The organism is Micromonospora sp. NPDC047812 (assembly GCF_040704175.1).
In the GTDB taxonomy this organism is placed as follows: Bacteria; Actinomycetota; Actinomycetes; order Mycobacteriales; family Micromonosporaceae; genus Micromonospora.
Genome location: NZ_JBEYRY010000006.1, coordinates 292,564 through 319,128 on the forward strand (window position 1 = coordinate 292,564; position 26,565 = coordinate 319,128).

Here is a 26,565-nt window from a genome sequence, read left to right on the forward strand (position 1 = left end):
CGGACGTGGAGGGGATGTCGGCATCGTACGCGGGCCGGACGCGTCCACGTCACGGTGCCGCGCCGAGGAGTCCTCACCGGACGGGGGCGGGTCGGTGAGGATCGGGATCCTGTCGTACCACTTCCCGCCCGAGCCGGCGTTCATCCCGGGCAGTCTCGCCGAGGAACTCGCCGTCCGGGGGCACGAGGTGAAGGTGCTGACCGGCTTCCCCGACTATCCCGGCGGCCACGTCTACCCGGGCTGGCGGCAGCGCTGGCGGCACGAGACCCGCAGCGAGCGGCTGACCGTCCGGCGGGTTCCGCGCTACTCCGCCGGCGACGGCTCGCTCCGCGGCCGGGTGGCCGGTCACCTGTCGTTCGCCGGCAGCGCGGCGGTGACCGGGCGGTCGTTCCTGGCCGACGTCGACGCCCTCTACGTCCACCTGCCGCCGGCGAACGCCTTCGCCGCGGCGGGCCTGCTCCGCCTGCTGGGCCGGGTGCCGACCGTCGTGCACGTGCAGGACGTCTGGGCGGAGGACGAGCCGGTCGGCGCCGAGAACGGGCGGTGGGCCGGGCGGATCGCCGCCGCCATGGCGCGTGTCTACCGGGCCGCCGACGGGATCGCGGTCGCCGCGCCGTCGCTGCGCGACCGGGTCGTCGCGGCGGGCGCGGACCCGACCCGGGTGCGGGTGGTGCTCAACTGGACCGACGAGCGGATCTTCCATCCCGCCCGGCCCAGTCGTGCGGCCCACCGGCTGGTCAGGCGCGACGAGCGCTGCGTGGTGATGCACGCCGGCACCATCGGTGCCCGGCAGGGTCTGGAGACCGCGGTGCGGGCGGCGGCGGCGCTGGACCACACGGTCGACCTCGTCCTGGTGGGCTCGGGCGCGGACGAGCGGCGGGTGCGGGGGCTCGCCGCCGACCTGCGCGCCGAGAACGTGCGCTTCGTCGAGCGGCGCTCTCCGCCGGACATGCCGGACCTGTACGCCGCCGCCGACTACCAGCTCGTCATGCTGCGGGACCTGCCCGAGCTGCGCAGCACCCTGCCGGCGAAGCTCCAGGCGGCGTTCTCCTGCGCCGCGCCCGTGGTGGCCTCCGCCGGCGGCGACACCGCCGAGCTGGTGGAGCGGGCCCGGGCGGGGCTCTCCTGCCCGCCGGGGGACTGGGCGAGCCTGGCCGACCGGTTCTGGCTGGCCGCCACGATCCCACCGCCCGCCCGGGCCGACATGGGGCGGCGCGGCCGGGAGGCGTACCTGCGGGAGATGTCGATGTCGGCGGGCGTGGACCGGATCGAACGGCTGCTGTACGAGGCGGCCGCCGGGCGCCTCGGCGCCCGGTGAACGGCGAGCGGGGCTCGCATACCGGTCAAGTGCGTCATCTCTAGATGAAAACGATCGTTAGCAGTGGGGAACGGCAGCGGAACGGGGTCCGCTGCTCCGTTCCCCAGAAAGGACGTGTGGTGTGACGGAGAGCGCGAGACCGCGTCGACGGCGGGGCCGTTCCCGCCGGCGGCGGCAGCTGCGCCGGGCCCTGCTCGCCGCCCTCGTGGTGGGTTCACTGCTGCTGCTGACGGGTGGCTGGGTGGGCTTCCGGGGTTGGCAGGCCCGCGCCCACCTGCTGAACGCCGCCGGCCTGGCGCGGGAGCTGAGCGCCCAGGTGGTCGGGGGCGACACCGCCAGGGCGCAGCGCACCCTCGCGGCGCTCCAGGAGCAGTCCGGCAGCGCCCGGGCGGCGACCGGTGACCCCGGCTGGTGGCTCGGTCGGCACACCCCGTACGCGGGGGACAACCTGGCCGCCGTCCGGCAGATCTCGGTGGCCATCGACGACCTGGCCCGGCAGGCGTTCCCGCCGTTGCTGCGCGCCGACCTGACCAGCCTGGTGCCGGCGGGCGGGCGGCTGGACGTGGGCCGGCTGCGGACCCTGTCGGCCGAGCTGGCCAGCGTCAACGCCACGGTGCAGGGCGCCCGGGACAGCCTCGCGACGGTGCCCACCGACGGTCTGGTCGGTCAGGTCCGGCAGGCGCTCGGCGACCTGCGGGGCGAGATCGACCGGCTGGCCGGCCTGACCGCCACCGCGGACCAGGCCACCCGACTGCTCCCGCCCCTGCTGGGTGCCGACGGCCCCCGTACCTACCTGGTGGTCTCCCAGAACCCCGCCGAGCTGCGCGCGACCGGCGGCATGATCGGCGCGTACGCCGTCATCCACGCGGCCGACGGTCGGGTCCGGATGGGGCGGCAGGGCACCAGCAGCGCGCTGGGCCGCTTCGAGCCGCCGCTGAAGGTGCCGGCAGAGGTGCGCGGCCTCTGGGCCGACCTGCCCGGGATCTATCCGGCCGACGTCAACCTCACCCCGCACTTCCCGACCGCCGCCGCCCTCTACCGGGAGATGTTCCGGCGGCGTACGGGCACCACCGTGGACGGCGTGCTCGCCGTCGACCCTGTGGTGCTGTCGTACCTGCTCAAGGCCACCGGCCCGGTGATGGTGCCCGGCGGTGTCCCGCTGGCCGCCGAGAAGGTCGTGCAGACGATGCTCAGCGACAGCTACCAGCGGATGGACAACGAGAAACAGGACGCCTTCTACGCCGCCTCCGCCGCCGCCGTGTTCGAGGCCCTGGTCACGAAGAAAGTAGACCCGAAGGCGCTATTGTCCTCATTTGACCGTGCTGTCACTGAACGCCGGATATTGTTCTGGAGTGCCCGACACGAAGAGCAACGGAAAATCGGCGACAGCCGGATGGCCGGGGCGCTTCCGGAGAAGGACACCGTGCCGACGGTCGGCGTGTTCCTCAACGACGGCAGCGGCGCGAAGCTCGGCTACTACCTCCGGCCCTCGGCGACCCTGGCGGTCGGCGACTGCCGGCCCGACGGCCGCCGGGAGCTCCGACTCCGGGTCACCCTGCGTTCGTCGGCGCCGAAGTCGGGTCTCAGTGAGTCGGTCCTCGGCCTCGGTCTGGCCGGTGACCCGTACACCGTCCGCACGTTGGTGTCGGTGCACAGCCCGGCCGGCGGGGCGGTGCTCGCCGCCCGTCTGGACGGCGTCGAGACGGCGGTGGGCAGCGGCACCGAACGGCGCCGCCAGGTGAGCACCGCCAACGTCGAGGTCGGCCCGGGGGACTCCCGCACGTTGGAGGTCACCGTCCTGACGGCGACCACCGGCGTCGGCACCGCCGAGCTGTGGCTGACCCCCACCGCCACCCCATGGACCACCCAAGTTGTTTCCGCACCAAGCTGTGATCAGTAGGAGGGAACCAATCATGCGGCTATCCCGCATCATCATGGCGCTCACGGTCGGTATGGCCGTGCTGGCCGCGCCGACCGCAGCGGGGGCGGCGCAGCCGCAGCCGGCGCCCGGCACCGGAACGCCACAGCCCCCGGTCTACCCGCCGGGCGGCACCCCGACGCTCGCGGTCAGCCCGCCGACCGTCGTGGTCGGCCAGACCGCCACCCTGATCGGCAGCGGCTGGGCGCCGGGCGAGACGGTGATCATCACCGTCAGCACGTCGCCGCTCGCCGCCGCCGTGCCGGGCGCCGACCAGGCGCGCCGCAGCAACGGCGAGCTGGTCGCCATGGCGCCGGTCTCGTTCCAGCGGGCGCCTCAGCCGAGCCCCAGGACCCTGACGGTCACGGCGGACGCTCTCGGCAACTTCCGCACCACCTACACGCCGCGTCACCACGGCACGTACACCTTCCGGGCCGAAGGTCAGACCTTCCACCGGGTGGCGACCGCGACGCTGACCGTGCTCAAGAAGCACGCGCCGCCGCTGCCCGTCACGGGCGACAGCCTGAGCACCCCGATGAAGTTCGGCGGCGGCCTCGTCGGCGCCGGCGCGGTGCTCCTGCTGTTGTCGCTGGTGTGGCGCAAGCGCCACCGCTTCGGCATGGGAGCCGCGCGCTGACGGTGAAGCTCCCTCCGGGCAGTGCCCGGACACCGCGAAACGGCTGGCGCCCGTCGGAGACATCCGACGGGCGCCAGCTCGTCCCGTGCCACCCCGCCGCGCCGGCCCGTCCGATTCGCCGCGGCCCGCCCCGGCGAGGTCGGCCGGCCCTCGGCCGTCAGGCGGGGACATGGCACCATGACCGTGTCCTCCGCCGCCGGGTGGCCGGGGACACGACATCGATGGAGTCGGGATGACAGGACTGGCCGGCGCGCCGGTGCCGGGGCTGGTGCCACTGTGGACGCACGATCCGGTGACCGCCGGCCCCTACCGGCTGGTGGGTCGGCTGGGTGCGGGCGGCCAGGGAGTGGTCTACCTCGGCGAGGACGACCAGGGCCACCGGGTGGCGGTCAAGATGATCAACATCGACCTGAGTGATCTGCGGGCGCGGTCGCAGTTCATGAAGGAGATCGCCGCGGCGCGCCGCGTCGTGCCGTTCTGCACCGCGCAGGTCCTCTTCGCCGAGGTCGACGGCGAACGACCCTACGTGGTCAGCGAGTTCATCGAGGGCCCGACCCTCTACCGGCACGTCCGCGAGCAGGGCCCGGTCGCCGGCAACGCGCTGCACCGGCTCGCCGTCGGTACCGCCACCGCGGTCGCCGCGATCCACCGCTCCGACATCGTGCACTGCGACCTGAAGCCCGACAACGTGGTGCTCGGCCGGGACGGCCCCCGGGTGATCGACTTCGGCATCGCCCGCGCCCTGGGCGTCACCGAGACCGTGACCAGCCGGGTGATGGGGACCACCGCGTACATGGCCCCGGAGCGGTTCCGCAACGACTCGGTCGGGCCGCCCTGCGACGTCTTCGCCTGGGCCGGCACCATCGCCTTCGCCGCCGGGGGCCGGCCACCGTTCGGCAACGACTCGCTCTTCGCGGTGATGCACCGGGTGCTCAACGAGCCGCCCGACCTGCCCGCGCTGCCACCGGGCCTCGACGAGCTGATCCGGCAGTGCCTGGCCAAGGACCCGGCGGAGCGGCCGGAGGCCGAGCAGGTGCTGATGCGGCTGCTCGGGCAGGACGTCCGGGACGCGGGCCCGCTGCGCCGGGAGACCGTGCTCCAACTGGGCAACGAGACCGCCGGGGCGCCGACGCCGAACCAGCCGCTGCCGTTGCCCCGTACCGCATCGGATCCGCCGACGGCCCGGCCGGAACCGACGGCGCCGACCCGAGTCGGTACGGCATCGACGGCCCGGCCGGAACCGACGGCGCCGACCCGAGTCGGTACGGCACCGACGGCCCGGCCGGAACCGGTGCGACATCAGCAGAGCCCGTCCGCGGCTACCGTGCCCGCCGACCAGGCGGAAGGCGGCTGGGGGCGGCGGCTGCGCCGGGAGTCGACCGACGCCTGGGGCATCTCGACCGCGATCTTCCTCGGCTCGGTCGGCGCCGCAGCCGGCTACGTCGCGTCGAGCGCCGTGGACGGGGCCGCGGCCGCCGGGGCGACCACCTTCGTCGTGGTCTACGCGGTGCGGCTGCTGGTCGCGACGGCCCTCGGTGGCCGCTCCGACCGCCCCTGACCGAGGGTGCGCAGGTGGGCGGGGGTGGGCGTCCCGGACGCCGGGTCGGACACCGCCGGTGGCACCGCACCGATAGGTTGACTTCCACCAGTTGACCGCCGAGGAGGACGTCACCATGGCCCCAGCCCCGTCGCGTGCACGACAGTGGTTGCCGTACACCGCGGCCGTCACCGCCGGGCTGCTGGTCATCGGCGGGGCGTTCGTGCTCGTGCGGCAGCGGGACGCCGGCAGCGACCGGTCCCGCGCCGACTGCGCCGTCCGCCTGGACGTCAACTCCTCGACCGAGAAGGCGGCGCTGCTGGTCGAGTTGGCCGCGCGGTACAACGACAGCGACCGGACGCTCGACGGCGGCGGCTGCGCCCAGGTGCACGTCAGCGCCCTGAACTCGGGCAAGGCCACCGAGGCGCTCGCCGTCGGCTGGAGCGGCACCAACCTGCCGCAGCCGCAGGTCTGGTTGCCGACGTCGAGCCTGTGGACCGGCCAGCTCCGGCTGCTCGACGAGGCCGCCGGGCGGCCGCCGCAGACGCCGGACCGGTACCCGTCGATCGCCAACAGCCCGCTGGTCATCGCGATGCCGCAGCCGAAGGGCGAGCTGGTACGCGGGCGCGGGCCGCTGGGCTGGGGGGAGATCCTCGGCCTCTCCGGGCGGCAGGGCTGGGCGGGCTTCGGCAAGCCGGAGTGGGGCCGCTTCACCTTCGGCAAGGACAACCCGAACCTCTCCACCTCGGGTCTGGCGGCGACCATCGCCACCTACTACGCCGCCGCGAAGCGCTCCAGCGACCTGACCAAGTCGGACCTGTCGGACCCGACGGTGACCCGGTTCGTCCGGCAGATCGAGGCCAACGTGTCGCACTACAGCGACGACTCGGTGGAGCTGCTCCGCGACCTCGCCGAGGCCGACCTGTCCGGTACGGGCGCCGGCACGGGCGACATGAGCGCCATCGTCATGCAGGAGGAGCTGGTCCACCTCTACAACGAGGGCGGGCTGAGCCCGCGGCAGGAGGGCCAGGAGCGGGGCCCCCGGCCGAAGGTCCCGCTGGTGGCCGTACACCCGAAGGAGGGCACCTTCAACCTGGACCACCCGTTCGTGGTGCTCCCCTCCGCCGACGAACGGCAGCGCGCGGCGGCGGACGACTTCCTGAAGTTCCTGACCGAGGACGACCAGCAGAAGAGCTTCGCCCGCCTCGGCTTCCGCGACCACCAGCGGCGGGCCTCGGCGGAGCTGCTCGCCAGCGTCGGCACCGAGCCCGACGGCGGGCTGTCCTACTTCGATCCGCCGAACCCGGAGGTGGTCGAGGCGATGCTGGACGGCTGGGGCACGCTGCGCAAGAAGGCCAACATCCTGATCGCGCTGGACACCTCCGGGTCGATGGAGAAACGGGTCGGGAACAGCACCCGCTTCCAGGTCGCCTCGGCGGCGGCGGCCAAGGGGCTCGCGCTGCTCAACTCCGAGGACCGGGTCGGGCTCTGGTCGTTCTCCTCGGAGACCAAGAAGCGGCCCGAAGGCCCGTACCGGGAGGAGGTCCGGCTCGGCGACTTCGACCACAAGCGGATCAACGACCGGATCGCCGGCCTGCATGTCGAGGGCGACACCGCCCTCTACGCGACGGTCCGGGCCGCCCACCGGCAGCTGCTCGACCGGTACGACCCGGACCGGATCAACGCCGTCGTCGTGCTGACCGACGGCAAGAACGAGTACGCCCGTGACAACGACCTGAACCGGCTGCTCGCCGACGTGGCCCTGGACCCGCGGCGTCCGGTCAAGATCTTCTGCATCGCCTTCGACAAGGACTCGCAGTTCGACACGCTCGACCGGATCGCCAAGGCGTCATCGGGCAAGGCGTTCGACGCCACCGACCCCGCCATGATCGATGAGGCGTTCGTGAAGCTGGTCAGCAGCTTCTGAGCCGGCGCCGGAGAGGCCGGCCGGTCAGATCAGGCCGTGGGCCAGCATCGCCTCCGCCACCCGGCGGAAGCCGTCGATGTTGGCCCCGGCCACGTAGTCGCCGGGCAGCCCGTACTCCTCGGCGGTGCTCCAGCAGCGGTCGTGGATGTTCCGCATGATCCCGCGCAGCCGCTGCTCCGACTCGGCGAACGTCCACGAGTCCCGGCTGGCGTTCTGCTGCATCTCCAGCGCGCTCACCGCCACCCCGCCGGCGTTGGCCGCCTTGCCCGGCGCGAAGCGCACCCCGGCCCGGCCGAGGATGCGGACCGCCTCCGGCGTGGTGGGCATGTTCGCGCCCTCCACCACCGCGACGCAGCCGCCGGCCACGAGCGCCGCGGCCTCCGCGCCGCCGATCTCGTTCTGCGTCGCGCACGGCAGCGCCAGCTCGCAGGGCACCTCCCAGACGGTACGGCCGGCGACCGCCACCGCGTGCGGCACGTGCCGGGCGTAGTCGTCGAGGCGGGCCCGGCGCTGTTCCTTCAGCTCCCGCAGCAGCTCCAGGTCGATGCCCTTGTCGTCCAGGACGTAGCCGGACGAGTCGGAGCAGGCGACCACCTTCCCGCCGAGCTGGTGCACCTTCTCGATCGCGTAGATCGCCACGTTGCCGGACCCGGAGACCACGACCCGCTTGCCGTCCAGGCTGTCCCCGACCTGCCTGAGCATCTCGTCGGCGAAGAAGACCGCCCCGTAGCCGGTCGCCTCCCGGCGCACCTGCGCGCCCCCGTACGCCAGGCCCTTGCCGGTGAGCACCCCGGACTCGTACCGGTTGGTGATCCGCTTGTACTGGCCGAACAGGTAGCCGATCTCCCGGCCACCCACGCCGATGTCCCCGGCCGGCACGTCGGTCTCCGCGCCGATGTGCCGGTACAGCTCGGTCATGAAGCTCTGGCAGAACCGCATCACCTCCCGGTCCGAGCGCCCCTTCGGATCGAAGTCCGCGCCGCCCTTGCCGCCACCGATCGACAGCCCGGTCAATGCGTTCTTGAAGATCTGCTCGAAGCCGAGGAACTTCACGATCCCGAGGTAGACCGACGGGTGGAACCGCAGCCCGCCCTTGTACGGGCCGAGGGCGCTGTTGAACTCCACCCGGAAGCCCCGGTTGACCTGGATCCGGCCCCGGTCGTCCTCCCACGGCACCCGGAAGATGACCTGCCGCTCCGGCTCGCAGATCCGCTCGATGATCCGCGCCTCGGCGTACTCGGGGTGTCGGGCCAGCGCCGGGCCGATGCTCTCCAGCACCTCGCGTACCGCTTGGTGGAATTCCGGCTCGCCCGGATTGCGGGCGACCACGCTGGTGAACACCGTCTCCACGGTCTCCGGCATACGACACGTCCCTTCGCTCGCGCTGGTAGCCCCTGTTGCTACCACCCGGACCCGGTTACCCGCCAACCGTCCCGCGATACGGACCGTGACCTCCGTCCGGTTCACTGGTCGCGTGGACGAGTCGATCTGGGACGCAATCCGGGCCTTGCGCGGCTGGTTGGACGCCGCCAACGGCACCGGGCAGACCGAAATGACCTGCCGGATCCTCAAACTGACCGAGGAGGCGGGGGAGGCGGCGAGCGCCTGGATCGGTCTGCTCGGTCAGAACCCGCGCAAGGGTGTCACCCACAGCCGCGAGGACGTGGCGGCGGAACTGGCGGACGTGGCGTTCACCGCGCTGGTCGCCATCGAGAGCCTCGGGTCGGACTCCCGTCTCGTGCTCGATGCGTGCGCCAGGAAGGCCCGCGCCCGCGTCGGGCCGCCTCCCGCCTGAACCGCCGCGCTCCGGGCTGGGCCACCGCGCTCCCCGCCTCCTACCTGGGCCGCCGTGGTCCCGGCTGGGCCGCCGTGCTTCCGGCTGGGCCGCCGTGGTCCCGGCTGGGCCGCCGTGCTTCCGGCGTGGCGGCCCAGCCGGCGCCTGCCGCGACGTCACAGGCCGTGGCGACGGTCGCCCACCACCTACTCGCAGAGGGCCGCCTCCGACCTCCCGGAGAGCGGGTCGCGGCGGGCGGCGACGGCCCGCCGGGTCTCCTCGGCGACCAGATCGGCGTTGATCTGGGCCGCCGCGAACACTCCGGCCGCCGCGGCGGCACCGACCTGGGCCGCCGGATCGGTGACGTTGCCGGCGACCCACACCCCGGGCACGTCGGTGCGGCCCGTCGCGTCGGAGGGGACGTGCTCGCCGATCCCCGCCGGGTGTTCCGCCGGCCGCAGCCCGAGCGCCGCGAGGAAACCGGCGCGCGCCATCATCCGCGACGAGACGGCCAGCGCCTCGCGGCGCACGAGCGTGCCGTCGCCCAGCCGTACCCCAACGAGGCGGTCGTCGACGATCTCCAGGGCGGCCACCTCGCCGTCCACCACCCCGATGCCGCGGGCCGCCAGCTGATCCGCCTGCTCGTCGGCGAGCGGCGGCGCGGTGTGCCGGAAGTACGTCACGTCGGCGCTCAGCTGCCGGAACAGCAGCGCCTGGTGTACCGACAGCGGCCCGCTGGCCAGCACGCCGATGGCCCGGTCGCGGACCTCCCAGCCGTGGCAGTACGGGCAGTGCAGGACGTCCCTGCCCCACCGCTCCCGCAGGCCCGGGACGTCCGGCAGCTCGTCCACCAGCCCGGTGGCCACCAGCAGCCGGCGCGCACGGACCGTCCGGCCGTCGGCCAGCGTCACCGTGAAGCCGCCGTCGTCGCGAGCCACGGTGCCGACCTCGCCGGTCACCACCCGGCCGCCGTAACCACGGACCTCCGCCCGGCCGCGGTCCAGCAGCTCGGCCGGCCGGATCCCCTCGCGGGCCAGCAGCCCGTGCACGCCCTCGGCCGGGGCGTTGCGCGGAGCGCCCGCGTCGAGGACCACCACCGACCGCCGTACCCGGGCCAGCGTCAGCGCCCCGCTCAACCCCGCGGCGCCACCTCCGATCACCACCACGTCGTAGCTACCGTCCAACCGATCGGTCACCATGACCACCTCCCGCGACCACGATGCGGTCGGAGCCGCCGAGGTGGCAAACATTGTTGCCATAGTGGCAAGATGACGGCATGGACGACGACCTGGACCAGGCGCTCGGCGCGGTCGGGCCCCGGCTGCGCGCGCTGCGCCGGCAGCGGGAGACCACCCTGGCCGACCTGTCGGCGGCGACCGGCATCTCGGTGAGCACGCTCTCCCGGCTGGAGTCCGGCTCCCGCCGGCCCACCCTCGAACTGCTCCTCCCGCTGGCCAGGGCACACGGCGTCACGCTCGACGAACTCGTCGACGCCCCGTCCACCGGCGACCCGCGCATCCACCTGCGTCCGGTCACCCGCCACGGGATGACCATGCTGCCCCTGACCCGCCGGCCCGGCGGCATCCAGGCGTACAAGCTGGTGATCCCGGGCGGCGGTCGCAGGGCGGAGCCCGATCCGCAGACCCACGAGGGCTACGAGTGGCTCTACGTCCTCAACGGGCGGCTGCGGGTCGTCCTCGGCGACCAGGACCTCGTGCTCACGCCGGGGGAGGCGGCGGAGTTCGACACCCGCGTACCGCACTGGTTCGGGTCGGCCGACGCCGAGCCGGTCGAGTTCCTCAGCCTCTTCGGCAGGCAGGGCGAACGCGCCCACCTACGCGCCCGCCCGAGGACCCAACCCCCACCCACACCCCCCGACCCCACCTGACCCACCCACCCACCCACCCCACCCCACCTGCCCTCCCTCGCCCCGCCCCGCCCGTTCTCACCCCGGTGATCATGAGGTTGGCGGCGCTGGCGGAGATCAACATCGCCGCCAACCTCATGATCGACGCGGGTGAGCGGGTGAGCGGGTGAGCGGGGGAGCGGGTGAGCGGGGGAGGATTGGTGGATGGGTGATGAGCGGGTGTGGGGCGAGCAGTCGGGTGTGGTCGTACTGCCCAGCGGGGTGAAGGTGCGGGGGCGGCGGATCGCGGACGCGGCGTCGCCCGCCGACTTCGCCCTGCTGCTGGCGCCCGGACCGACGCCCGCCTGGCCGCACCGGCGGATCCGGTGGCCCGACTTCTGGGTTCCGGTCGACCGGGCGGACGCGGTCGACGCGCTGACCGAGGCGCTGCGCCGCGCCCACGGCGGCGAGCGGGTGGAGGTGGCCTGCCGGGGCGGCACCGGGCGTACGGGCACCGCGCTGGCGGCGCTGGCGATCCTCGACGGGCTGCCGCCCGAGCGGGCGGTGGACTGGGTGCGCTCCAGCTACCGCCCGCAGGCCGTGGAGACGCCCTGGCAGCGTCGCTGGCTGCGCCGCCTCACCTGACGCGCCCTCCCCGTGCCGCACCAGGGGCAGGCGCAGGTGAAGTCGCCGTCGGGCGGTCGGCGGACCCGGTAGGGACGCTGACCGCCCGGCGGCAACCCCGGGCACCGCCCCCGGTAGGCAGCCCGGGGTGTGACCCGGGTGACCGGAGCGATGCGTGTCCGGGGGCCGGACGTGACCGAGCCGGTGACCCGCGCCGGTGCGGCGTCCGGAGGCTCGGCTCCGCCCGGCCGGTGGCTCAGCGGCCCACGTACTCGCGCAGGTGACGGGCGGTCAGCGTGTCGCCGTGGGCGACGAGATCGGCCGGCGTGCCGGTGAAGACGATCCGGCCGCCGTCGTGCCCCGCCCCCGGCCCGAGGTCGATCAGCCAGTCGGCGTGCGCCATGACCGCCTGATGGTGCTCGATGACGACGACGGTGTTGCCGGCGTCGACCAGCCGGTCCAGCAGGGCGAGCAGCTGGTCCACGTCGGCCAGGTGCAGGCCGGTGGTCGGCTCGTCCAGCACGTACGTGCTCCCGCTGTCGGCCATGCGGATGGCCAGCTTGAGCCGTTGCCGCTCGCCGCCGGAGAGGGTGTTGAGCGGCTGGCCCAGGGTGAGGTAGCCGAGCCCGACGTCGACCAGCCGGTCGAGGATCGCCCGGGCGGGGCCGCCGGGGAAGAAGTCCCGGGCCTCCGTGGCCGGCATCGCGAGCACCTCGCTGATGTTCTTCCCGCGCAGTCGGTAGGTGAGCACCTCGTCGGTGAAGCGCCGCCCCTCGCACCCCTCGCAGACCGAGGCGACGCCGGCCATCATCGCCAGGTCGGTGTAGACCAGGCCGATGCCCTTGCAGGTCTGGCACGCGCCCTCGGAGTTGGCGCTGAACAGCGCGGCCTTGACCCCGTTGGCCTTGGCGAAGGCGGTGCGGATCGGGTCCAGCAGTCCGGTGTAGGTGGCCGGGTTGCTGCGCCGGGAACCGCGGATCGGCGACTGGTCGACGACCACCACGCCGTCGCGGCGGTGCAGCGAGCCGTGGATCAGTGAGCTCTTGCCGGAGCCGGCCACCCCGGTCACCACGGTCAGCACCCCGAGTGGGATGTCGACGCTGACGTCCCGCAGGTTGTGCAGGTCGGCACCGCGGATCGACAGTTGGCCGGTCGGCCGGCGTACGTGCTCGCGCAGGCGTACGCGGTGGTCGAGGTGCCGGCCGGTGAGGGTGTCGGAACGGCGCAGCCCGGCGACGTCACCGGTGAAGCAGATCCTGCCGCCGGCCGTGCCGGCCCCGGGCCCGAGGTCGACCACGTGGTCGGCGATGGCGATCGTCTCGGGCTTGTGCTCGACGACCAGCACCGTGTTGCCCTTGTCGCGCAGGCGCAGCAGCAGGTCGTTCATCCGGGCGATGTCGTGCGGGTGCAGGCCGACCGTCGGTTCGTCGAAGACGTACGTGACGTCGGAGAGGCTGGAGCCGAGGTGCCGGACCATCTTCACCCGCTGCGCCTCGCCGCCGGAGAGGGTGGCGGACTCGCGGTCCAGGCTGAGGTAGCCGAGGCCGATCTCGACCAGCGAGTCGAGCAGGTCGCGCAGGTTGCCGATCAGCGGGGCGACCGACGGGTCGTCGACGGCGCGGACGAACGCGGCCAGGTCGCTGATCTGCATCGCCGAGCACTCGGCGATGTTGCGCCCGGCGATCCGGGCGGACAGGGCCGCCTGGTTGAGCCGGGCCCCGCCGCAGTCGGCGCAGGTGGTGAAGGTGACCGCCCGGTCGACGAACGCGCGGATGTGCGCCTGCATCGACTCGCGGTCCTTGGCCAGGTAGAGCCGGCGCACCTTGATCACCAGGCCCTCGTACGTCCAGTTGTTGCTGCCCACCTTGATCTTCGTGGACGGCTTGTGGAGGAAGTCCTCCCACTGCTGCGGCGTGTAGTCCTGGAGCTTGGTGTCGGGGTCGAACAGCCCGGAGTTGACGATGGTCTGCCAGTACCAGGAGTCGACGGCGAAGTTGGGCACCTTGATCGCGCCGTCGTTGAGCGAGCGCTCGCGGTCGACCAGTTCGTCGACGTCCAGGTCCGAGACCCGCCCGAGGCCCTCGCAGGTCGGGCACATGCCCTCGGCGAGGTTGAAGCTGAACGCGCCGGCCCCACCCACGTGCGGGGTGCCGAGGCGGCTGAAGACGATGCGCAGCATCGCGTACGCGTCGGTGGCGGTGCCGACGGTGGAGCGCGAGTTCGCGCCCATCCGCTCCTGGTCGACGACGATGGCCGCGCTCAGGTTGCGCAGCGAGTCGACGTCGGGGCGGCTCAGGTTCGGCATGAACGACTGGAGGAAGGCGCTGTAGGTCTCGTTGATCAGGCGCTGCGACTCGGCGGCGATGGTCCCGAAGACCAGGGAGGACTTGCCGGAGCCGGAGACGCCGGTGAAGACGGTCAGCCGGCGCTTGGGGATGTCGACCGAGACGGAGGCGAGGTTGTTCTCCCGGGCTCCGCGTACCTCGATCATGTCGTGACTGTCGGCGGCGGACCGTGCTGGCTGCTGCATGCGAACCCTTCGCGAGATCGTGGGCGGAGTCCCGCCCGAGGTACATCTACGGGGGCCAGACCGCCTTCAATCGTCTCATTCAACCGCCCGTGGAGGGTTTCACCGTGGTGAGCAGCCGAAGGAGCCCGAAGCAGGAGGGAAAGTCTCAAACCACGTGGAGAGCGATAGGGTGGCCCGGTGGCGGATGCGGGACGACGGGCCGGACGGTGGCGGGGGGCGGAGGTCGCGGCGACGGCCGGCATCTCCGTCCAGCAGGTGCGCAACTACGTCGACCTCGGCGTGCTGCCGCCGGTCGAGCGCACCCCCGCCGGCTACCGCGTCTTCACCGGCGAGCACGTGCGGGCGCTGGCGGTGGTCCGGCGGATGGCCGAGGGGCACGGCTGGGCGCGTACCCGGGAGGTCATGGCCGCGGTGCACCGGGGCGACCTGGCGGCGGCGCTGGCGGCGCTCGACGCCGGCCACGCCGAGCTGAACCGGGAGCGGGCCGACATCCGGCGGGTGCTCGGCGCGTTCGAGACCGTGGTGACCAGCCCGGCGGCCGTCCTGCCGGCGCCCCGGCGCGGGGCCCGCATCGGCGAGGTCGCCGACCTGGTCGGCGTCCGCACCTCGCAGCTACGGCTGTGGGAGCAGCGCGGCCTGCTCCGGCCGGTCCGCGAGCGCGGCACCGGCTACCGGGTGTACGACGCGGCCGAGTTGCGTGCCGCGCAGGTCGTCGCGCTGCTGCGCCGGGGCGCGTACCCGTTCGACATCGTCGCGGCCGTGCTCGGCGAGATGCGCACCACCGGCAGCGCCCAGCGGGTGCACGCCGAGCTGGCCAAGCGGGAGCAGGAGCTGCACCGGCGCAGCCTGCGACGGCTGCGCGCCTCGGCGGCGCTTTACGACTACCTGCGGCACCGCGACCCGGCCCTGCCCGGGTGACTCAGCGCAGCACCAGCAGGTCGAGGTGGTCGACGACCGGGCCGCTCGCCCCGCCGGCCGCGGCCCGCAGCCGGGCCAGGCCGTCGGCGTACGCCTCGTCGGTGATCGACTGGAGTGGTGTGTGGGCCCGGCGGTCGAGGCGCTCGGCGAACTCGGCCAGCGACGCCGCCGTGGTCTGCGCGACGGGCTCGACGGTGCTGACGGTGAACCCGGCCGTGGCGAAGGCCGCGCGCACCCGGGCCAGGCCCGGGTAGGTCTCGAGGACCCGTACCGCCTCCGGGAACCAGCGGAACAGCGTGATCCGCTGGTGGCGGCCGGGAAACGGCGAGCGGATCAGCACGGGGGCGCCCGGGCGGAGCACCCGGCGCAGCTCCCGCGCCGCCGCGTCGAGGTCGGGGATGTGGTGCACCATCGTGGACAGCCACGCGGCGTCCGCCACGGAGTCGCGCAGCGGCAGGGCGACCGCGTCGCCGCCGAGCAGCGGCCGGTGGCTGGCGCGGGAGCGCATCGCCGCGGCGGGCTCCACCCCCACGACCCGGGCGCCGAACCACTCGGTGAAGGCGGCGGCCCAGGCGCCGGTGCCGGCTCCGAGGTCGAGCACCGTGGTGCCGGTACGCGGCCGCAGGTGCTGCTGCACCGCGTGCCGCCACCGGTCGAGGCCGCTGCGGGGGAGTTCCCGGGTCGCGGCGAAGGCCGCCGAGTCGGTGTCGTCGTAGGAGATCAGAGCCACGGCCATCACCTCGCCACCGTCGCCGGGAGGTCCGGGCGATCGTTCCCCGGTTCTAGTCGGTGGGTGATGCCGGAGGCAACGGCTTGTGAGCCAACCGACGCGCTGCGTCCCGCCCCGTGGGAGCCCTCCGTCGACGCGGACCGGCGGGGCCGGGCCAGCGCCCCGCCCCGTCGGGGTCAGAGCGCCACCGCTGCCAGCACCAGCAGGGCGCAGGCCGTCTCGACCAGGCCCACCCGCATCGGCGCGACCCGGCGCCCGGCGAGCAGCACCGCCCGGGCGAGCAGCCCCGCGAAGACCACGGCGACCGGCACCGGCGCCCAGAGCGCCGCCGCGACCGCGACGACGGCGTGGTACGTCCACGACACCCACCGGTACCGGACGCTGTCCCGCTCGCGGATCATCGTCTTGACGTGCAGGACGGTGCCGAGCAGGTAGCCCAGTGCCACGACCGTCACCCCGGCCACCCTGGTCCACGGCACCTCGGCGACCGTGGCGACGACGAGGCCGAGCAGGCCGCACTGCGTCACGAAGGCGAGGTCGTTGACGAACGCCCGGTCCCGGCGCCAGCGCGCGTAGCCGGCGTTGACGGCGGCGAGGGCCGCGAAGAGCGGGGCGTAGACGAGCGTCGCGGGCCGGGCCACCAGCACCGGCGTGCCGAGCACGACCGTGGCGAGGCCGTACCCGACGAGGTGCGGTCGTACCCGGCGGATCCGCCCGGTCTTGACCGCCTGCAACCCGAAGTACGACAGCGGATATCCGGCGAGCGCGGCCCCGAGCAGGGGCAGGTGCAGCGGGTGCGGACCGGTGACGGTCAGCGCCGCCAGGAAGGGCAGCAGGAGCATTGCCCACGCGCCGTGCTGCGGCGGCACCCAACCCTGCGACCGGCCCCGGCCCCGGCCCCGGCCCCGGCCCCGGCCCCGGCCCCGGCCCCGGCCCCGGCCCCGGCCCCGGCCCCAAGCGTGGCCGGGGGCGTCCGCCGTGGGCCGCCCGGCCGGGTCGACGACCGGGCGGTGGCGACGGGCCGGGCGGTGGCGACGGGCCGGGACGGTGCTCACGGCCGCGGCGTCACGGTGAGCAGGACGGCGGCGTCCGTGACGGCGTGCAGCGCGTGCCGCCGCGGCGGAATGACCACGAGGTCGCCGGCGTCGCCCGCCCAGGACTCGTCCCCGGCCACCAGGCGCACCTGCCCCACGAGCACCTGAAGCGTCGCCTCGCCGGGGCTGCCGTGCTCGTCGAGGGACCGGCCGCCGCGCAGGGCGAGCAGGGTCTGCCGCAGCCGGCGGTCCCGGCCCGGGTGCAGGGAACGGGCGCTGCGTCCGCTGTCGGCCTCCCGCGCGGCGGCGAGCTGTTCGTCGGCGAGGCGGGTCAGCGAGAGGGCTTCCATGGTCGTCCCTTCGTCGGTGTCGTGCGGCCCGCGGGGCGGGGACGCCGGTGCGGCGGCGCCCGGCACGCAAACCGGAAGATCTTCTACCGCTTTCCTTATCCAGCTTCCGTCCCGGCCGGGTCCCGCGGCAGGGCCGATGGTCCCGGAACCGGGGTGGTCCGCGCCGCCGGACGGGTGCGAGCCGCCTACGCCTCCGGGACGCCCGGGAGGCTGGGCCTGGCGAACCCGGCCCGCGCCCCGAACTGCGCCGACTAGGGTGCGGGGCATGAAGGTTCGGCTGCTGGCGGCCACGGCGACCGCCGTCCTCCTCGGCACCGGCGCTCCCGTCCCCGCGGCGGCCGGCCCGGCCGGTCCCGCCGCCCTCGTGACCTCCGCGCCCGGCGTCGTCGCGTCCGCGACCTCCGCGCCCGGTGTCGTGGCGTCCCCGCCCGGCGCGGTGCCGCCCGCGCCCGGTGCCGGCTCCGCGCCCGGTGCCGTCGCGTCCGTGCCCTGCCCGAAGGCGCCCGCGCCCAGGGTGTCCCGGCCGCCCCGTCCGTCGCCGCCGCCGGCCGTGCCGCAGGAGCGGGCCGTGGGCGGCCCGGCGCTCGACACCGCCGGTCTGGTCGTCCCGGCGGGGGCCGCCCGCCCGCCGGCGGTCACCGCGACCTCCTGGCTGGTCGCCGACCTGGACACCGGCCAGGTGCTGGGCGGCTGCGGCCCGCACGAGTACGGCACCCCGGCCAGCGTGCAGAAGCTGCTGCTGGCGGCCACCATGCTGCCCCGACTCGACCCGCAGCAGGTCGTCACCGTCACCGACGGGGACATGGACATCGAACCCGGCTCCTCGGCCGTCGGGCTGGTCGCCGGCGGACGGTACCGGATCGAGACCGTCTGGCTCGGGCTGCTGCTCCAGTCCGGCAACGAGGCGGCCAACGTGCTGGCCCGCCTCGGCGGCGGGCCGGACGGGATGGCCGGCGGCGTGCGGGCGATGAACGAGGAGGCGCACCGCCTCGGCGCCCTCCAGACCCACGCGGTGACCCCCTCCGGCCTCGACGGGCGAGGCCAGTTCACCAGCGCGTACGACCTGGCGCTGGTCGCCCGGGCCTGCTTCGCCGACCCGACGTTCCGCCGGTACGCGCTGACCGAGACGCACCGCATCCCCGCCCAGCCGGCGCAGCGGACCAAGGGCTTCGAGATCCAGAACGAGAACCAGCTCATCTACCGCTACCCGGGCGCGCTCGGCGGCAAGACCGGCTTCACCGACCTGGCCCGGCACACGTACGTCGGGGCGGCCCAGCGCAACGGGCGGCGGCTGGTGGTCACGCTGCTCGGTGCCGAGCCGCAGCCCGCGCGGGGCTGGGAGCAGGGCGCCACCCTGCTCGACTGGGGCTTCTCGCTGCCCCGGGACGCCGCCGTCGGCCGGTTGGTCGAGCCGGGGGAGCTGACCGCCTCGGCGGCCCCCTCGCCGCCCGCGTTCGCCGCCACCGGCGACCCGCGCCCGGCCGCGGCCAGCGGCCCGCTCGAGGACGGACTGGTCGCCCGGTGGCCGGTCGCCGCGCTCGTGGCGGCGGCGGTCGCGCTGTTGGGGGCGGCGCTGCTCTGGCGGCGCCGGGCGGACCGGCGGCGATGAGGGAGGCCCCTTCCTGACCTCGGCGGGGGCGGCCGGATCGACAAGCGACGACGGGATCCATAGACTCCGGTCTTTCCGGCGCCACGAGCCCAGGAGGATCCCGTGTCGAGCGAACCCCGACCGCACCCCGTCCCGCCGTCGATCGAGGCGCGCCGCCGGCCGGCCCGTACGCTGTCCCGCCTCGCCGGGGTGGCCCTGGTCGCGGGCGCGCTGGTCGCCGGTGGCGGCGTCGCCGCGGTCGCCGCGCCCGGCGGAGTCCCGGCCGACGCCTCCGCCGGTTCCCGGGTCACGCCCGGCCCGTGCGCCTACACGGCGACGCCCGAGGACCCCGCCGCCAGGCCGGTCCCGCTGCCGCCCGACCCGAGGCGCACCCCCGACCGGGGCACCGTGCGGGTGACGCTGCGCACCAACCAGGGGCCGATCGGGCTGAGCCTCGACCGGGAGGCGGCCCCCTGCACCGTGCAGAGCTTCCTGCACCTGGTGCGCCACCGCTTCTACGACCGGACCTCCTGCCACCGGCTCACCGCGTACCCGACGTTGCGGGTGCTCCAGTGCGGTGACCCGTCCGGGACCGGCTCCGGCGGTCCCGGCTACCGCTACGCCGACGAGCTGCCCACCGAGCTGCCGCCGGCGCCGACCGACCCGACCGGGGTGCGCCGGCTCTACGCCCGGGGCACCCTCGCCATGGCCAACGCGGGACCCGACACCAACGGCAGCCAGTTCTTCCTGGTCCAGTCGGACTCGGCGCTGCGCCCCCACTACACGGTGTTCGGCTCGATCGACGCCGCCGGCCTGGCCACCCTCGACCGGATCGCCGCCGGCGGCATCGCCCCCACCGTCGAGGATCCCGCGCCGGTCGACGGCGCGCCCGCCCTGCCGGTGGACATCCGGCGCGCGGTCCGGCACCACCACCAGCACCGCTGAGCGCGAAGCCAGTAATCCCGACGCCTGCGGCGTCGTCCCGCAACCCCGGGGCGGCCCCGGGCGACCGGGGGAGCGGCGTGGCGGGCCGGAACCTCCGACCCACCGGGCGGTGGAGGCGGCGGCCGACCGGAAGTTCCGGAACGCTACCGGGAGCGCCGCCGAGGGGCGGCCGGCACCGGACCGGCCGTCACGGCCGGCGCGGCGGGGCCGTGCTGTCCCGGACGACCAGGTTGGTGGCGAGTTCCACCCGGGGGGAGTCGATGGCCTCGCCCTGCGCCAGCCGCAGCACGGTCCGGGCGGCCAGGCGACCCATCTCCACCAGCGGCTGCCGGACGGTGGTCAGCGGCGGTGAGGCCCAGCGGGCCTCGGGCAGGTCGTCGAAGCCCACGACGCTGACGTCGTCGGGGATCCGCAACCCCCGGCGGCGTACGGCCTCGTAGACGCCGAAGGCCATCTGGTCGCTGGCCGCGAAGATCGCCGTCGGCGGGTCGTCGAGGTCGAGCAGCGCCGTCCCGGCGGCGAAGCCCGAGGCGTGGTAGAAGTCGCCGGGGTGCACCAGCCGGTCCTCCACCGGCACCCCGGCCGCCTCCAGCCCGGCCCGGTGGCCGTCCAGGCGGGCCCGGCTGCACAGCAGGTGCGTCGGCCCGGCGACGAAGCCGATCCGCCGGTGCCCGAGCGACAGCAGGTGCTCGGTCGCGGCGAGCCCGCCGGCCCAGTTGGTGGCCCCGACGGTGGGCACGTCGGTGGCGGGCACGCCGGCCGGGTCGACCACGACCACGGGCACGTTGAGGCGGCGCAGCTGCGCGTGCAGCGGCGGGCTCAGGTGCGAGGTCACGAAGATGACGCCGTCGGTGGCGCGGGCCCGCAGGTTCTGCAACCACTGCCGGGCGGCGGTCGGCTGGCGGTGGATCGCGGAGACCACCGTGCCGACGCCCGCACCGTGCCCGACGTCCTCGACCCCCCGGATGATCTCCACCGCCCAGGGGCTGTCCAGGTCGTTGAAGACCAGGTCGACCAGGCCGACGTGGCTCACCGTGCGGCTGCCGCGGCGTTGGTAGCCGTGGTGGCGCAGCAGCTCCTCCACCCGCTCGCGGGTGCCGGGAGCCACGTCCGAGCGCCCGTTGAGCACCCGCGACACGGTCGGCACCGAGACCCCGGCCTCCCGCGCGATAGCGGTGATGGTGATCCTGCGCCCGTCGTCGCCGTCCACCCGCGTCTCCTTCACCGGTCGGAAGACCGACCGTACCCGTCACCACCGAAAAACGTCCGGAACGGCGGGGCCGCTCCACCGGCCCATCTTGCCCCACGATCGGGGGTTGACGACACGGCAGGTCGGTTCTAGCGTTCGGACGAGTTACGGAAGTATTCCGGAAACTTGTCGGACACCTTTCGGTCGTCGCGCCGGCGGCGACGTCCCCCACCACACCCCCACCACGAGAGGTCGATCATGACTGTACGCACGCGGCTCGCCCGGGTCGCCGCGCTCGGCGCCGCCCTGGCGTTGGCGTTGCCACTGACCGCCTGCGGCGACGGTGACTCGGCCGCCGGCCCGGACGAGATCCGCATCCTGGTGTACGGCGACGCCACCAACAAGGTCGAGAAACAGCTCGTCGAGACGTTCAACAAGACGTCGAAGGTCAAGGCGGTGCTGGACACCATCCCCGGTGCCGACTACCAGACCAAGCTCCAGACCATCATCAACACCAAGCAGGCGCCGGACGTCTTCTTCAACTGGGGCGGCGGCAGCATCACCCCGTTCGTCAAGGCCGACCTGCTGCTGCCGCTGGACGACATGATCGCCAAGGACCCGGGGCTGAAGGCGAACTTCCTGCCGTCGGTCTTCAACACCGCCATGGTCGACGGCAAGGCGTACGGGGTGCCGATGCGCGGCACCCAGCCGGTGCTGCTGTTCCACAACAAGAAGGTCCTCGCCGACGCCGGGATCACCCCGCCGAAGACGTGGGACGACCTGCTGGCCGCCGTGAAGACCCTCAAGGGCAAGGGGATCACCCCGATCGCCCTCGGCGGCGGCGACCAGTGGCCGACCCAGATGTGGTACCAGTACCTCTACGACCGGGTGGCCGGCCCCGAGCTGTTCGCCAAGGCGCTCGACGGCGACAAGGGCGCCTGGGAGAGCCCGGAGAGCCGCCGCGCCCTGGAGCTGCTGCGGCAACTGACCGACGCGGGCGCGTTCGGCACCAACTTCGACTCGGTCAAGTTCACCGACGGCGGCTCGCCCGCGCTGCTGTCGAGCGGCAAGGCCGGCTTCGAGCTGATGGGCTCCTGGAACTACTCGACCCACCACGACGCCAACCCGACCTTCGCCGCCGAGGGCCTCGGCTGGAGCGCCTTCCCGAGCGTCCCGGGTGGCAAGGGCGACCCGCGCAACGTGGTCGGCAACACCAACAACTTCTACTCCGTGCTGAAGAAGACCCGGCACCCGGAGGCGGTGGCCGAGTTCCTCAAGCTCCAGTACTCCGACGAGTTCGTCCAGGCGCAGCTCGCCATCGGCAACCTGCCCACCACCACCAACACCGAAAAGTTCCTCGACGGCGCCACCAACCCGGACTACCTGAAGTACCAGTTCACCCTGGTCAAGGAGGCCCCGAACTTCCAGCTCTCCTGGGACCAGGCGTACCCGCCGGCCGCGACCACGACCATCCACCAGGCCGTGCAGCAGTACTGCAACGGCCGGATGGACGCCGCCGGCTTCATCAAGGCGATGCAGTCCCTGCAGGCGGGCTGAGCGCGACCATGTCCACCACCACCCTCGCCGCCCCCACCGCGACGGAGCAGCGACGGGCCCGACGAAGCCCGGGCGGCCCCACCCTCAGCCGCCCGGGCTTCGCCTGGGCCCTCCCCGCCACCCTGTTCTTCGGGCTCTTCGCACTCGTCCCGCTGGTCCTCGTGGTCGTGCTCAGCTTCACCAGCTGGGCGGGCCTCGGCTCGCCGGAGTACGTCGGGCTGGACAACTGGCGGCGACTCGCCCGCGACCCCGTGATGATCAACAGCCTGTGGCTGAGTGTCCTGCTCACCGCCCTCGGCGTGCTGGTGCAGACGCCGCTGAGCCTGCTGATCGGCGTGTGGGCGGCCGGGCCGCAGCGCAACCGGGCCGTGCTGTCCGCGATCTTCTTCCTCCCGCTGCTGCTGTCGGCGACCGCCGTGTCGGTGCTGTGGCGGGCGCTGCTCGACCCGAACTTCGGCGTGCCCGGCCAGGCCCCGTGGCTGTTCGGCGACGGCAACCTCTTCGGCAGCCGCACGGGCGCGATCGCCGTGTTGGTCTTCGTCGGCAGCTGGCAGTTCATCCCGTTCCACGCGCTGATCTACCAGGGCGCGGCCCGCGCCGTACCGGCGGTGCTCTACCAGGCCGCCGAGGTCGACGGCGCCGGCCGGTGGGGACAGTTCCGCCACGTCACCCTGCCGCAGCTGCGCAACGCCATGATCACCTCGGTGGTCCTCATGGTCGTCGGCGGGCTCACCACGTTCGACACCGTGCTGATCCTCACCCAGGGCGGGCCGGGCACCGACACCACCATCACCGCCTACCACATGTACGAGCAGGCGTTCCGCAGCTTCGACTTCGGCGCCGGCGCGGCCATCGCCCTGCTGCTCGTCGTCGTCGCGACCGTCATCTCGCTGATCGTGGTCCGGGTCTCCGGCTACGACCGGATGCGCTCCACGATGGAGGGCCTGTGAAGCGGCACCGCCCCAACTGGCTGGCCGGGCTCGGCGCCGTGGCCTGGCTCCTCCTGGTCGGCCTGCCGATCTACGTCATGCTGGCGATCACCGTGCAGACCCGCGAGGGGTACGGCCGCAACGGCCCGATCGCCCTGCCCGACACCTTCACCCTGGACAACTACACCGGCGCCTTCGACGAGGGCTTCGGCCGCTACCTGCTCAACACCCTGGTGGTCACGGCGAGCGTGGTGGCCATCGTGCTGCTGCTCGTGCCGCCGCTGGCGTACGCCATCGTGCGTAGCCGCAGCCGGCTCACCTCCGGCGTGTTCCGGCTGTTCCTGCTGGGCCTGGCGATCCCCGCGCAGGCGGTCATCGTGCCGATCTTCTACCTGATCAGCAAGGCGGGGCTCTACGACAACCTCGTCGGCGTCATCCTGCCCACCGCCGCCTTCTCCCTGCCGGTGTGCGCGCTGATCCTCAGCGGCGTCATGCGCGACATCACCCCGGACCTGTACGAGGCGATGGCGATCGACGGCGCCAGCCCCGCGCGGGTCTTCGGCCAGCTGGTGCTGCCGCTGTCGCGCGGCGGGATCGCCACCATCGCGGTCTTCTCCGCCCTGCAGGCGTGGAACGGCTTCCTGTTCCCGCTGATCCTCACCCAGTCCGACTCCACCAAGGTGATCACCCTCGGCCTCTACAACTTCCAGACGCAGTACGGGATCAACATTCCCGGCCTGCTCGCCGCGGTCGTGCTGTCGATGGTGCCCGTCCTGCTCGTCTATCTGTTCGCCCGGCGGGCCCTGGTGCAGGGGCTGATGGGCGTCGGAGGAAAGTGACCGACAACGTGACCCTCGACATCGCCACCGGCACCGCGATCTGGACCGACCCGACCCTCGACCTCGCGACCCGGGTGGACGCCCTGGTCGCCGCGATGACCCTGCCGGAGAAGGTGGCCCAGCTCTACGGCGTCTGGGTCGGCGCCGCCGCCGACGGGGGAGAGGTCGCGCCGTACCAGCACGAGATGGAGGAACCGGTCGACCTGGCCGCCCTGCTGGACACGGGTCTCGGCCAGCTGACCCGTCCGTTCGGCACCGCCCCGGTCGACCCCGCGCTCGGTGCGCTGTCGCTGCTGCGGACCCAGCAGCGCGTCGCCGCCGCCAACCGGTTCGGCATCCCGGCGATGGCGCACGAGGAGTGCCTGGCCGGCTTCGCCGCCTGGGGCGCGACCGCGTACCCCGTGCCGCTGTCCTGGGGCGCCACCTTCGATCCGGAGCTGATCGGGCGGATGGCCGCCGCCATCGGCGCCGACCTGCGCCGCGTCGGGGTGCACCAGGGGCTGGCCCCGGTGCTCGACGTGGTGCGCGACGCGCGCTGGGGGCGGGTGGAGGAGACCATCGGCGAGGACCCCTACCTGGTGGGCACGATCGCCACCGCCTACGTGCGGGGCCTGGAGTCCGCGGGCGTGGTGGCGACGCTGAAGCACTTCGCCGGCTACTCCGCCTCCCGGGGCGGGCGCAACCTGGCGCCGGTGGCGATGGGCCCCCGCGAGCGCGCCGACGTGATCCTCCCGCCGTTCGAGATGGCGGTACGCGAGGGCGGCGCGCGGTCGGTGATGCACGCCTACACCGACACCGACGGGATGCCCTCGGCGGCCGACGAGGAGCTGCTGACCGGCCTGCTCCGCGACGCCTGGGGCTTCCCGGGCACCGTGGTGGCCGACTACTTCGGCGTCGCCTTCCTGCGCACCCTGCACGGGGTGGCCGGCAGCTGGGCGGAGGCGGCGGCCGTCGCCCTCGCCGCCGGAGTGGACGTCGAGCTGCCGACGGTGAAGACGTTCGGCGAGCCGCTGCGCGAGGCGCTCGCGGCCGGCGCGGTGCCGGAGGCGCTGATCGACCGGGCGGTCCGTCGGGTGCTGACGCAGAAGGCGCAGCTCGGTCTCCTCGACGCCGACTGGACCCCGGTGCCGGCCGCGCTGGCCGGCGCCGACCTGTCCGACCCGGAGGCGCTGCGCGGCACCGTCGACCTGGACCCGCCGGCCAACCGGGCGCTGGCCCGCGAGGTTGCCGAGCGCGCCGTGGTGCTGCTGGCCAACGACGGCACCCTGCCGCTCGACCGGCCGGCCCGCATCGCGCTGGTCGGCCCGCAGGCGGAGAGCCCCACGGCGGTGCTCGGCTGCTACTCGTTCCCGGCCCACGTCGGCTCGCGGCATCCCGAGGTGCCCGTCGGTATCGAGCTGCCCACCCTGGCGGCGGCGCTGCGCGCCGAGTTCGCAGACAGCGTCGTGGTCACCGCGGCCGGCGTCTCCGTCGACGGCGACGACACCGGCGGGGTGGCGGCGGCGGTCGCGGCGGCGCGGGACGCGGACGTGGTGGTCGCCGCGCTCGGCGACCGGGCGGGACTGTTCGGCCGGGGCACCAGCGGCGAGGGCTGCGACGCCGAGTCGCTGGCCCTGCCCGGGGCGCAGCAGCATTTGCTCGACGCGCTGCTGGACACCGGTACGCCCGTGGTGGTCACGCTGCTCGCCGGGCGCCCCTACGCGCTGGGCCGGGCGGTGACCGACGCGGCGGCGATCGTGCAGTCGTTCTTCCCCGGCGAGGAGGGCACCCCGGCCATCGCCGGCGTGCTCAGCGGCCGGGTCGCGCCGCAGGGGCGGCTGCCGGTCAGCGTGCCCCGGGGGCCGGGAGCGCAGCCGACCACCTACCTGTCGGCCCGGCTGGGCCAGGCCAGCGACGTCTCCAACGTCGACCCGACGCCCGCGTACGGCTTCGGGCACGGGCTGGGCTACACCACGTTCGACTGGTCGGGCCTGGGGGTCGACGAGCCGGTCGTGGCGACCGACGGTGAGCTGCGACTGCACTTCACGCTGCGCAACACCGGCTCCCGGTCAGGCAGCGAGGTGGTGCAGGTGTACGCCCACGACCCGGTGGCCTCGGTGGTCCAGCCGGTGCAGCGGCTGGTCGGCTACCTCCGGGTGCCGCTGGAGGCGGGCGCGGCCTGCCGGATCGACCTGGCCGTACCGGCCGACCTGTTCTCCTTCACCGGGCGCGACGGGCGGCGCGTCGTCGAGCCGGGCGAGCTGGAGCTGCGGCTCTCGGCCTCCAGCACGGACCACCGGCTCGTGGCGGCGGTCGCGCTGCGCGGTCCCGCCCGGCCCGTCGACCACACCCGGCGGCTGCACCCCCGGTTCGCCGTCACGCCCTCGGCCGGCTGA

General features: G+C 74.1%; 22 protein-coding genes. 15 read left to right on the plus strand and 7 right to left on the minus strand.

Going from position 1 to position 26,565, the window contains the following annotated elements; all coding sequences use genetic code 11:
* Positions 1 to 94 precede the first annotated feature (94 nt).
* The 5 genes from AB0883_RS23235 (at position 95) to AB0883_RS23255 (ending at position 7,337) form a co-directional block, all read left to right on the plus strand.
* A complete protein-coding gene (locus AB0883_RS23235) occupies positions 95 to 1,318 on the plus strand; it encodes a glycosyltransferase family 4 protein (RefSeq protein ID WP_366643303.1) in 1,224 nt (407 codons plus the stop codon).
* A gap of 121 nt (positions 1,319 to 1,439) precedes the next feature.
* The gene (locus tag AB0883_RS23240; protein WP_366643305.1) at positions 1,440 to 3,218 is read left to right on the plus strand and encodes a DUF4012 domain-containing protein; all 1,779 of its coding nucleotides are present in this window, start codon (positions 1,440 to 1,442) and stop codon (positions 3,216 to 3,218) included.
* 13 nt (positions 3,219 to 3,231) lie between these two features.
* Positions 3,232 to 3,873, plus strand: a complete 642-nt coding sequence (locus AB0883_RS23245; RefSeq protein ID WP_366643306.1) for a hypothetical protein — start codon at positions 3,232 to 3,234, stop codon at positions 3,871 to 3,873.
* 232 nt (positions 3,874 to 4,105) lie between these two features.
* Positions 4,106 to 5,431, plus strand: a complete 1,326-nt coding sequence (locus AB0883_RS23250; protein ID WP_366643307.1) for a protein kinase — start codon at positions 4,106 to 4,108, stop codon at positions 5,429 to 5,431.
* Between the two features lie 91 nt (positions 5,432 to 5,522).
* On the plus strand, positions 5,523 to 7,337 hold the full coding sequence (locus tag AB0883_RS23255) for a substrate-binding and VWA domain-containing protein (RefSeq protein ID WP_366643309.1): 1,815 nt from the start codon (positions 5,523 to 5,525) through the stop codon (positions 7,335 to 7,337).
* A gap of 24 nt (positions 7,338 to 7,361) precedes the next feature.
* Here AB0883_RS23255 and gdhA read toward each other — a convergent pair whose 3' ends face one another.
* Positions 7,362 to 8,699, minus strand: coding sequence for an NADP-specific glutamate dehydrogenase (gene gdhA, locus AB0883_RS23260; protein ID WP_366643310.1), 1,338 nt, complete (start codon positions 8,697 to 8,699; stop codon positions 7,362 to 7,364).
* Positions 8,700 to 8,811: 112 nt separating this feature from the next.
* Here gdhA and AB0883_RS23265 point away from each other — a divergent pair, with 112 nt between their 5' ends.
* Complete coding sequence (locus AB0883_RS23265) at positions 8,812 to 9,132, plus strand: MazG-like family protein (RefSeq protein WP_366643311.1); 321 nt, start codon at positions 8,812 to 8,814, stop codon at positions 9,130 to 9,132.
* A gap of 185 nt (positions 9,133 to 9,317) precedes the next feature.
* Here AB0883_RS23265 and AB0883_RS23270 read toward each other — a convergent pair whose 3' ends face one another.
* Positions 9,318 to 10,307 carry an NAD(P)/FAD-dependent oxidoreductase gene (locus AB0883_RS23270; protein ID WP_366643312.1) on the minus strand — a complete coding sequence of 330 codons (990 nt, stop codon included), beginning with the start codon at positions 10,305 to 10,307 and terminating at the stop codon, positions 9,318 to 9,320.
* Positions 10,308 to 10,387: 80 nt separating this feature from the next.
* On the opposite strand from AB0883_RS23270, the gene AB0883_RS23275 reads away from it, so the two are divergent.
* Both AB0883_RS23275 and AB0883_RS23280 read left to right on the plus strand, forming a co-directional pair.
* The gene (locus AB0883_RS23275) at positions 10,388 to 10,999 is read left to right on the plus strand and encodes an XRE family transcriptional regulator (RefSeq protein WP_366643313.1); all 612 of its coding nucleotides are present in this window, start codon (positions 10,388 to 10,390) and stop codon (positions 10,997 to 10,999) included.
* Positions 11,000 to 11,182: 183 nt separating this feature from the next.
* A complete protein-coding gene (locus tag AB0883_RS23280) occupies positions 11,183 to 11,602 on the plus strand; it encodes a protein-tyrosine phosphatase family protein (protein ID WP_366643314.1) in 420 nt (139 codons plus the stop codon).
* 235 nt (positions 11,603 to 11,837) lie between these two features.
* Here the strand turns inward: AB0883_RS23280 and AB0883_RS23285 are convergent, their stop codons facing one another.
* The gene (locus AB0883_RS23285) at positions 11,838 to 14,111 is read right to left on the minus strand and encodes an excinuclease ABC subunit UvrA (protein ID WP_366643315.1); all 2,274 of its coding nucleotides are present in this window, start codon (positions 14,109 to 14,111) and stop codon (positions 11,838 to 11,840) included.
* Positions 14,112 to 14,288: 177 nt separating this feature from the next.
* Here AB0883_RS23285 and AB0883_RS23290 point away from each other — a divergent pair, with 177 nt between their 5' ends.
* A complete protein-coding gene (locus AB0883_RS23290; protein ID WP_366643316.1) occupies positions 14,289 to 15,029 on the plus strand; it encodes a MerR family transcriptional regulator in 741 nt (246 codons plus the stop codon).
* 1 nt (position 15,030) lies between these two features.
* On the opposite strand, the gene AB0883_RS23295 is transcribed toward AB0883_RS23290, so the two are convergent.
* From AB0883_RS23295 to AB0883_RS23305, 3 genes are all read right to left on the minus strand, one after another.
* Positions 15,031 to 15,759 carry a methyltransferase domain-containing protein gene (locus tag AB0883_RS23295; protein WP_366643317.1) on the minus strand — a complete coding sequence of 243 codons (729 nt, stop codon included), beginning with the start codon at positions 15,757 to 15,759 and terminating at the stop codon, positions 15,031 to 15,033.
* Positions 15,760 to 15,935: 176 nt separating this feature from the next.
* Positions 15,936 to 16,628 (minus strand): YwiC-like family protein, encoded by a 693-nt coding sequence (locus tag AB0883_RS23300; protein WP_366643319.1) that lies wholly within the window; start codon positions 16,626 to 16,628, stop codon positions 15,936 to 15,938.
* Positions 16,629 to 16,810: 182 nt separating this feature from the next.
* A complete protein-coding gene (locus AB0883_RS23305) occupies positions 16,811 to 17,143 on the minus strand; it encodes a cupin domain-containing protein (RefSeq protein WP_366643321.1) in 333 nt (110 codons plus the stop codon).
* 265 nt (positions 17,144 to 17,408) lie between these two features.
* Between AB0883_RS23305 and AB0883_RS23310 the strand changes: the two genes are divergently transcribed.
* Together AB0883_RS23310 and AB0883_RS23315 are read left to right on the plus strand one after the other, a co-directional pair.
* The gene (locus AB0883_RS23310; RefSeq protein WP_366643322.1) at positions 17,409 to 18,752 is read left to right on the plus strand and encodes a D-alanyl-D-alanine carboxypeptidase; all 1,344 of its coding nucleotides are present in this window, start codon (positions 17,409 to 17,411) and stop codon (positions 18,750 to 18,752) included.
* Between the two features lie 141 nt (positions 18,753 to 18,893).
* Positions 18,894 to 19,676 carry a peptidylprolyl isomerase gene (locus AB0883_RS23315; RefSeq protein ID WP_366643365.1) on the plus strand — a complete coding sequence of 261 codons (783 nt, stop codon included), beginning with the start codon at positions 18,894 to 18,896 and terminating at the stop codon, positions 19,674 to 19,676.
* A gap of 187 nt (positions 19,677 to 19,863) precedes the next feature.
* Here the strand turns inward: AB0883_RS23315 and AB0883_RS23320 are convergent, their stop codons facing one another.
* On the minus strand, positions 19,864 to 20,886 hold the full coding sequence (locus AB0883_RS23320) for a LacI family DNA-binding transcriptional regulator (RefSeq protein ID WP_366643323.1): 1,023 nt from the start codon (positions 20,884 to 20,886) through the stop codon (positions 19,864 to 19,866).
* A gap of 237 nt (positions 20,887 to 21,123) precedes the next feature.
* Between AB0883_RS23320 and AB0883_RS23325 the strand changes: the two genes are divergently transcribed.
* Genes AB0883_RS23325 through AB0883_RS23340 form a run of 4 tightly spaced genes read left to right on the plus strand, consistent with a single transcriptional unit; the run spans position 21,124 to position 26,565 of the window.
* Positions 21,124 to 22,422: an extracellular solute-binding protein gene (locus AB0883_RS23325; protein WP_366643324.1), complete on the plus strand. Its 1,299-nt coding sequence runs from the start codon at positions 21,124 to 21,126 to the stop codon at positions 22,420 to 22,422.
* Between the two features lie 8 nt (positions 22,423 to 22,430).
* Positions 22,431 to 23,372 (plus strand): carbohydrate ABC transporter permease, encoded by a 942-nt coding sequence (locus AB0883_RS23330; protein WP_121398630.1) that lies wholly within the window; start codon positions 22,431 to 22,433, stop codon positions 23,370 to 23,372.
* A complete protein-coding gene (locus AB0883_RS23335) occupies positions 23,369 to 24,190 on the plus strand; it encodes a carbohydrate ABC transporter permease (RefSeq protein ID WP_366643325.1) in 822 nt (273 codons plus the stop codon). Before AB0883_RS23330 ends, AB0883_RS23335 begins: the two co-directional genes overlap by 4 nt.
* Positions 24,187 to 26,565, plus strand: coding sequence for a glycoside hydrolase family 3 N-terminal domain-containing protein (locus AB0883_RS23340; RefSeq protein WP_366643327.1), 2,379 nt, complete (start codon positions 24,187 to 24,189; stop codon positions 26,563 to 26,565). The genes AB0883_RS23335 and AB0883_RS23340 overlap by 4 nt, the downstream gene beginning before the upstream one ends.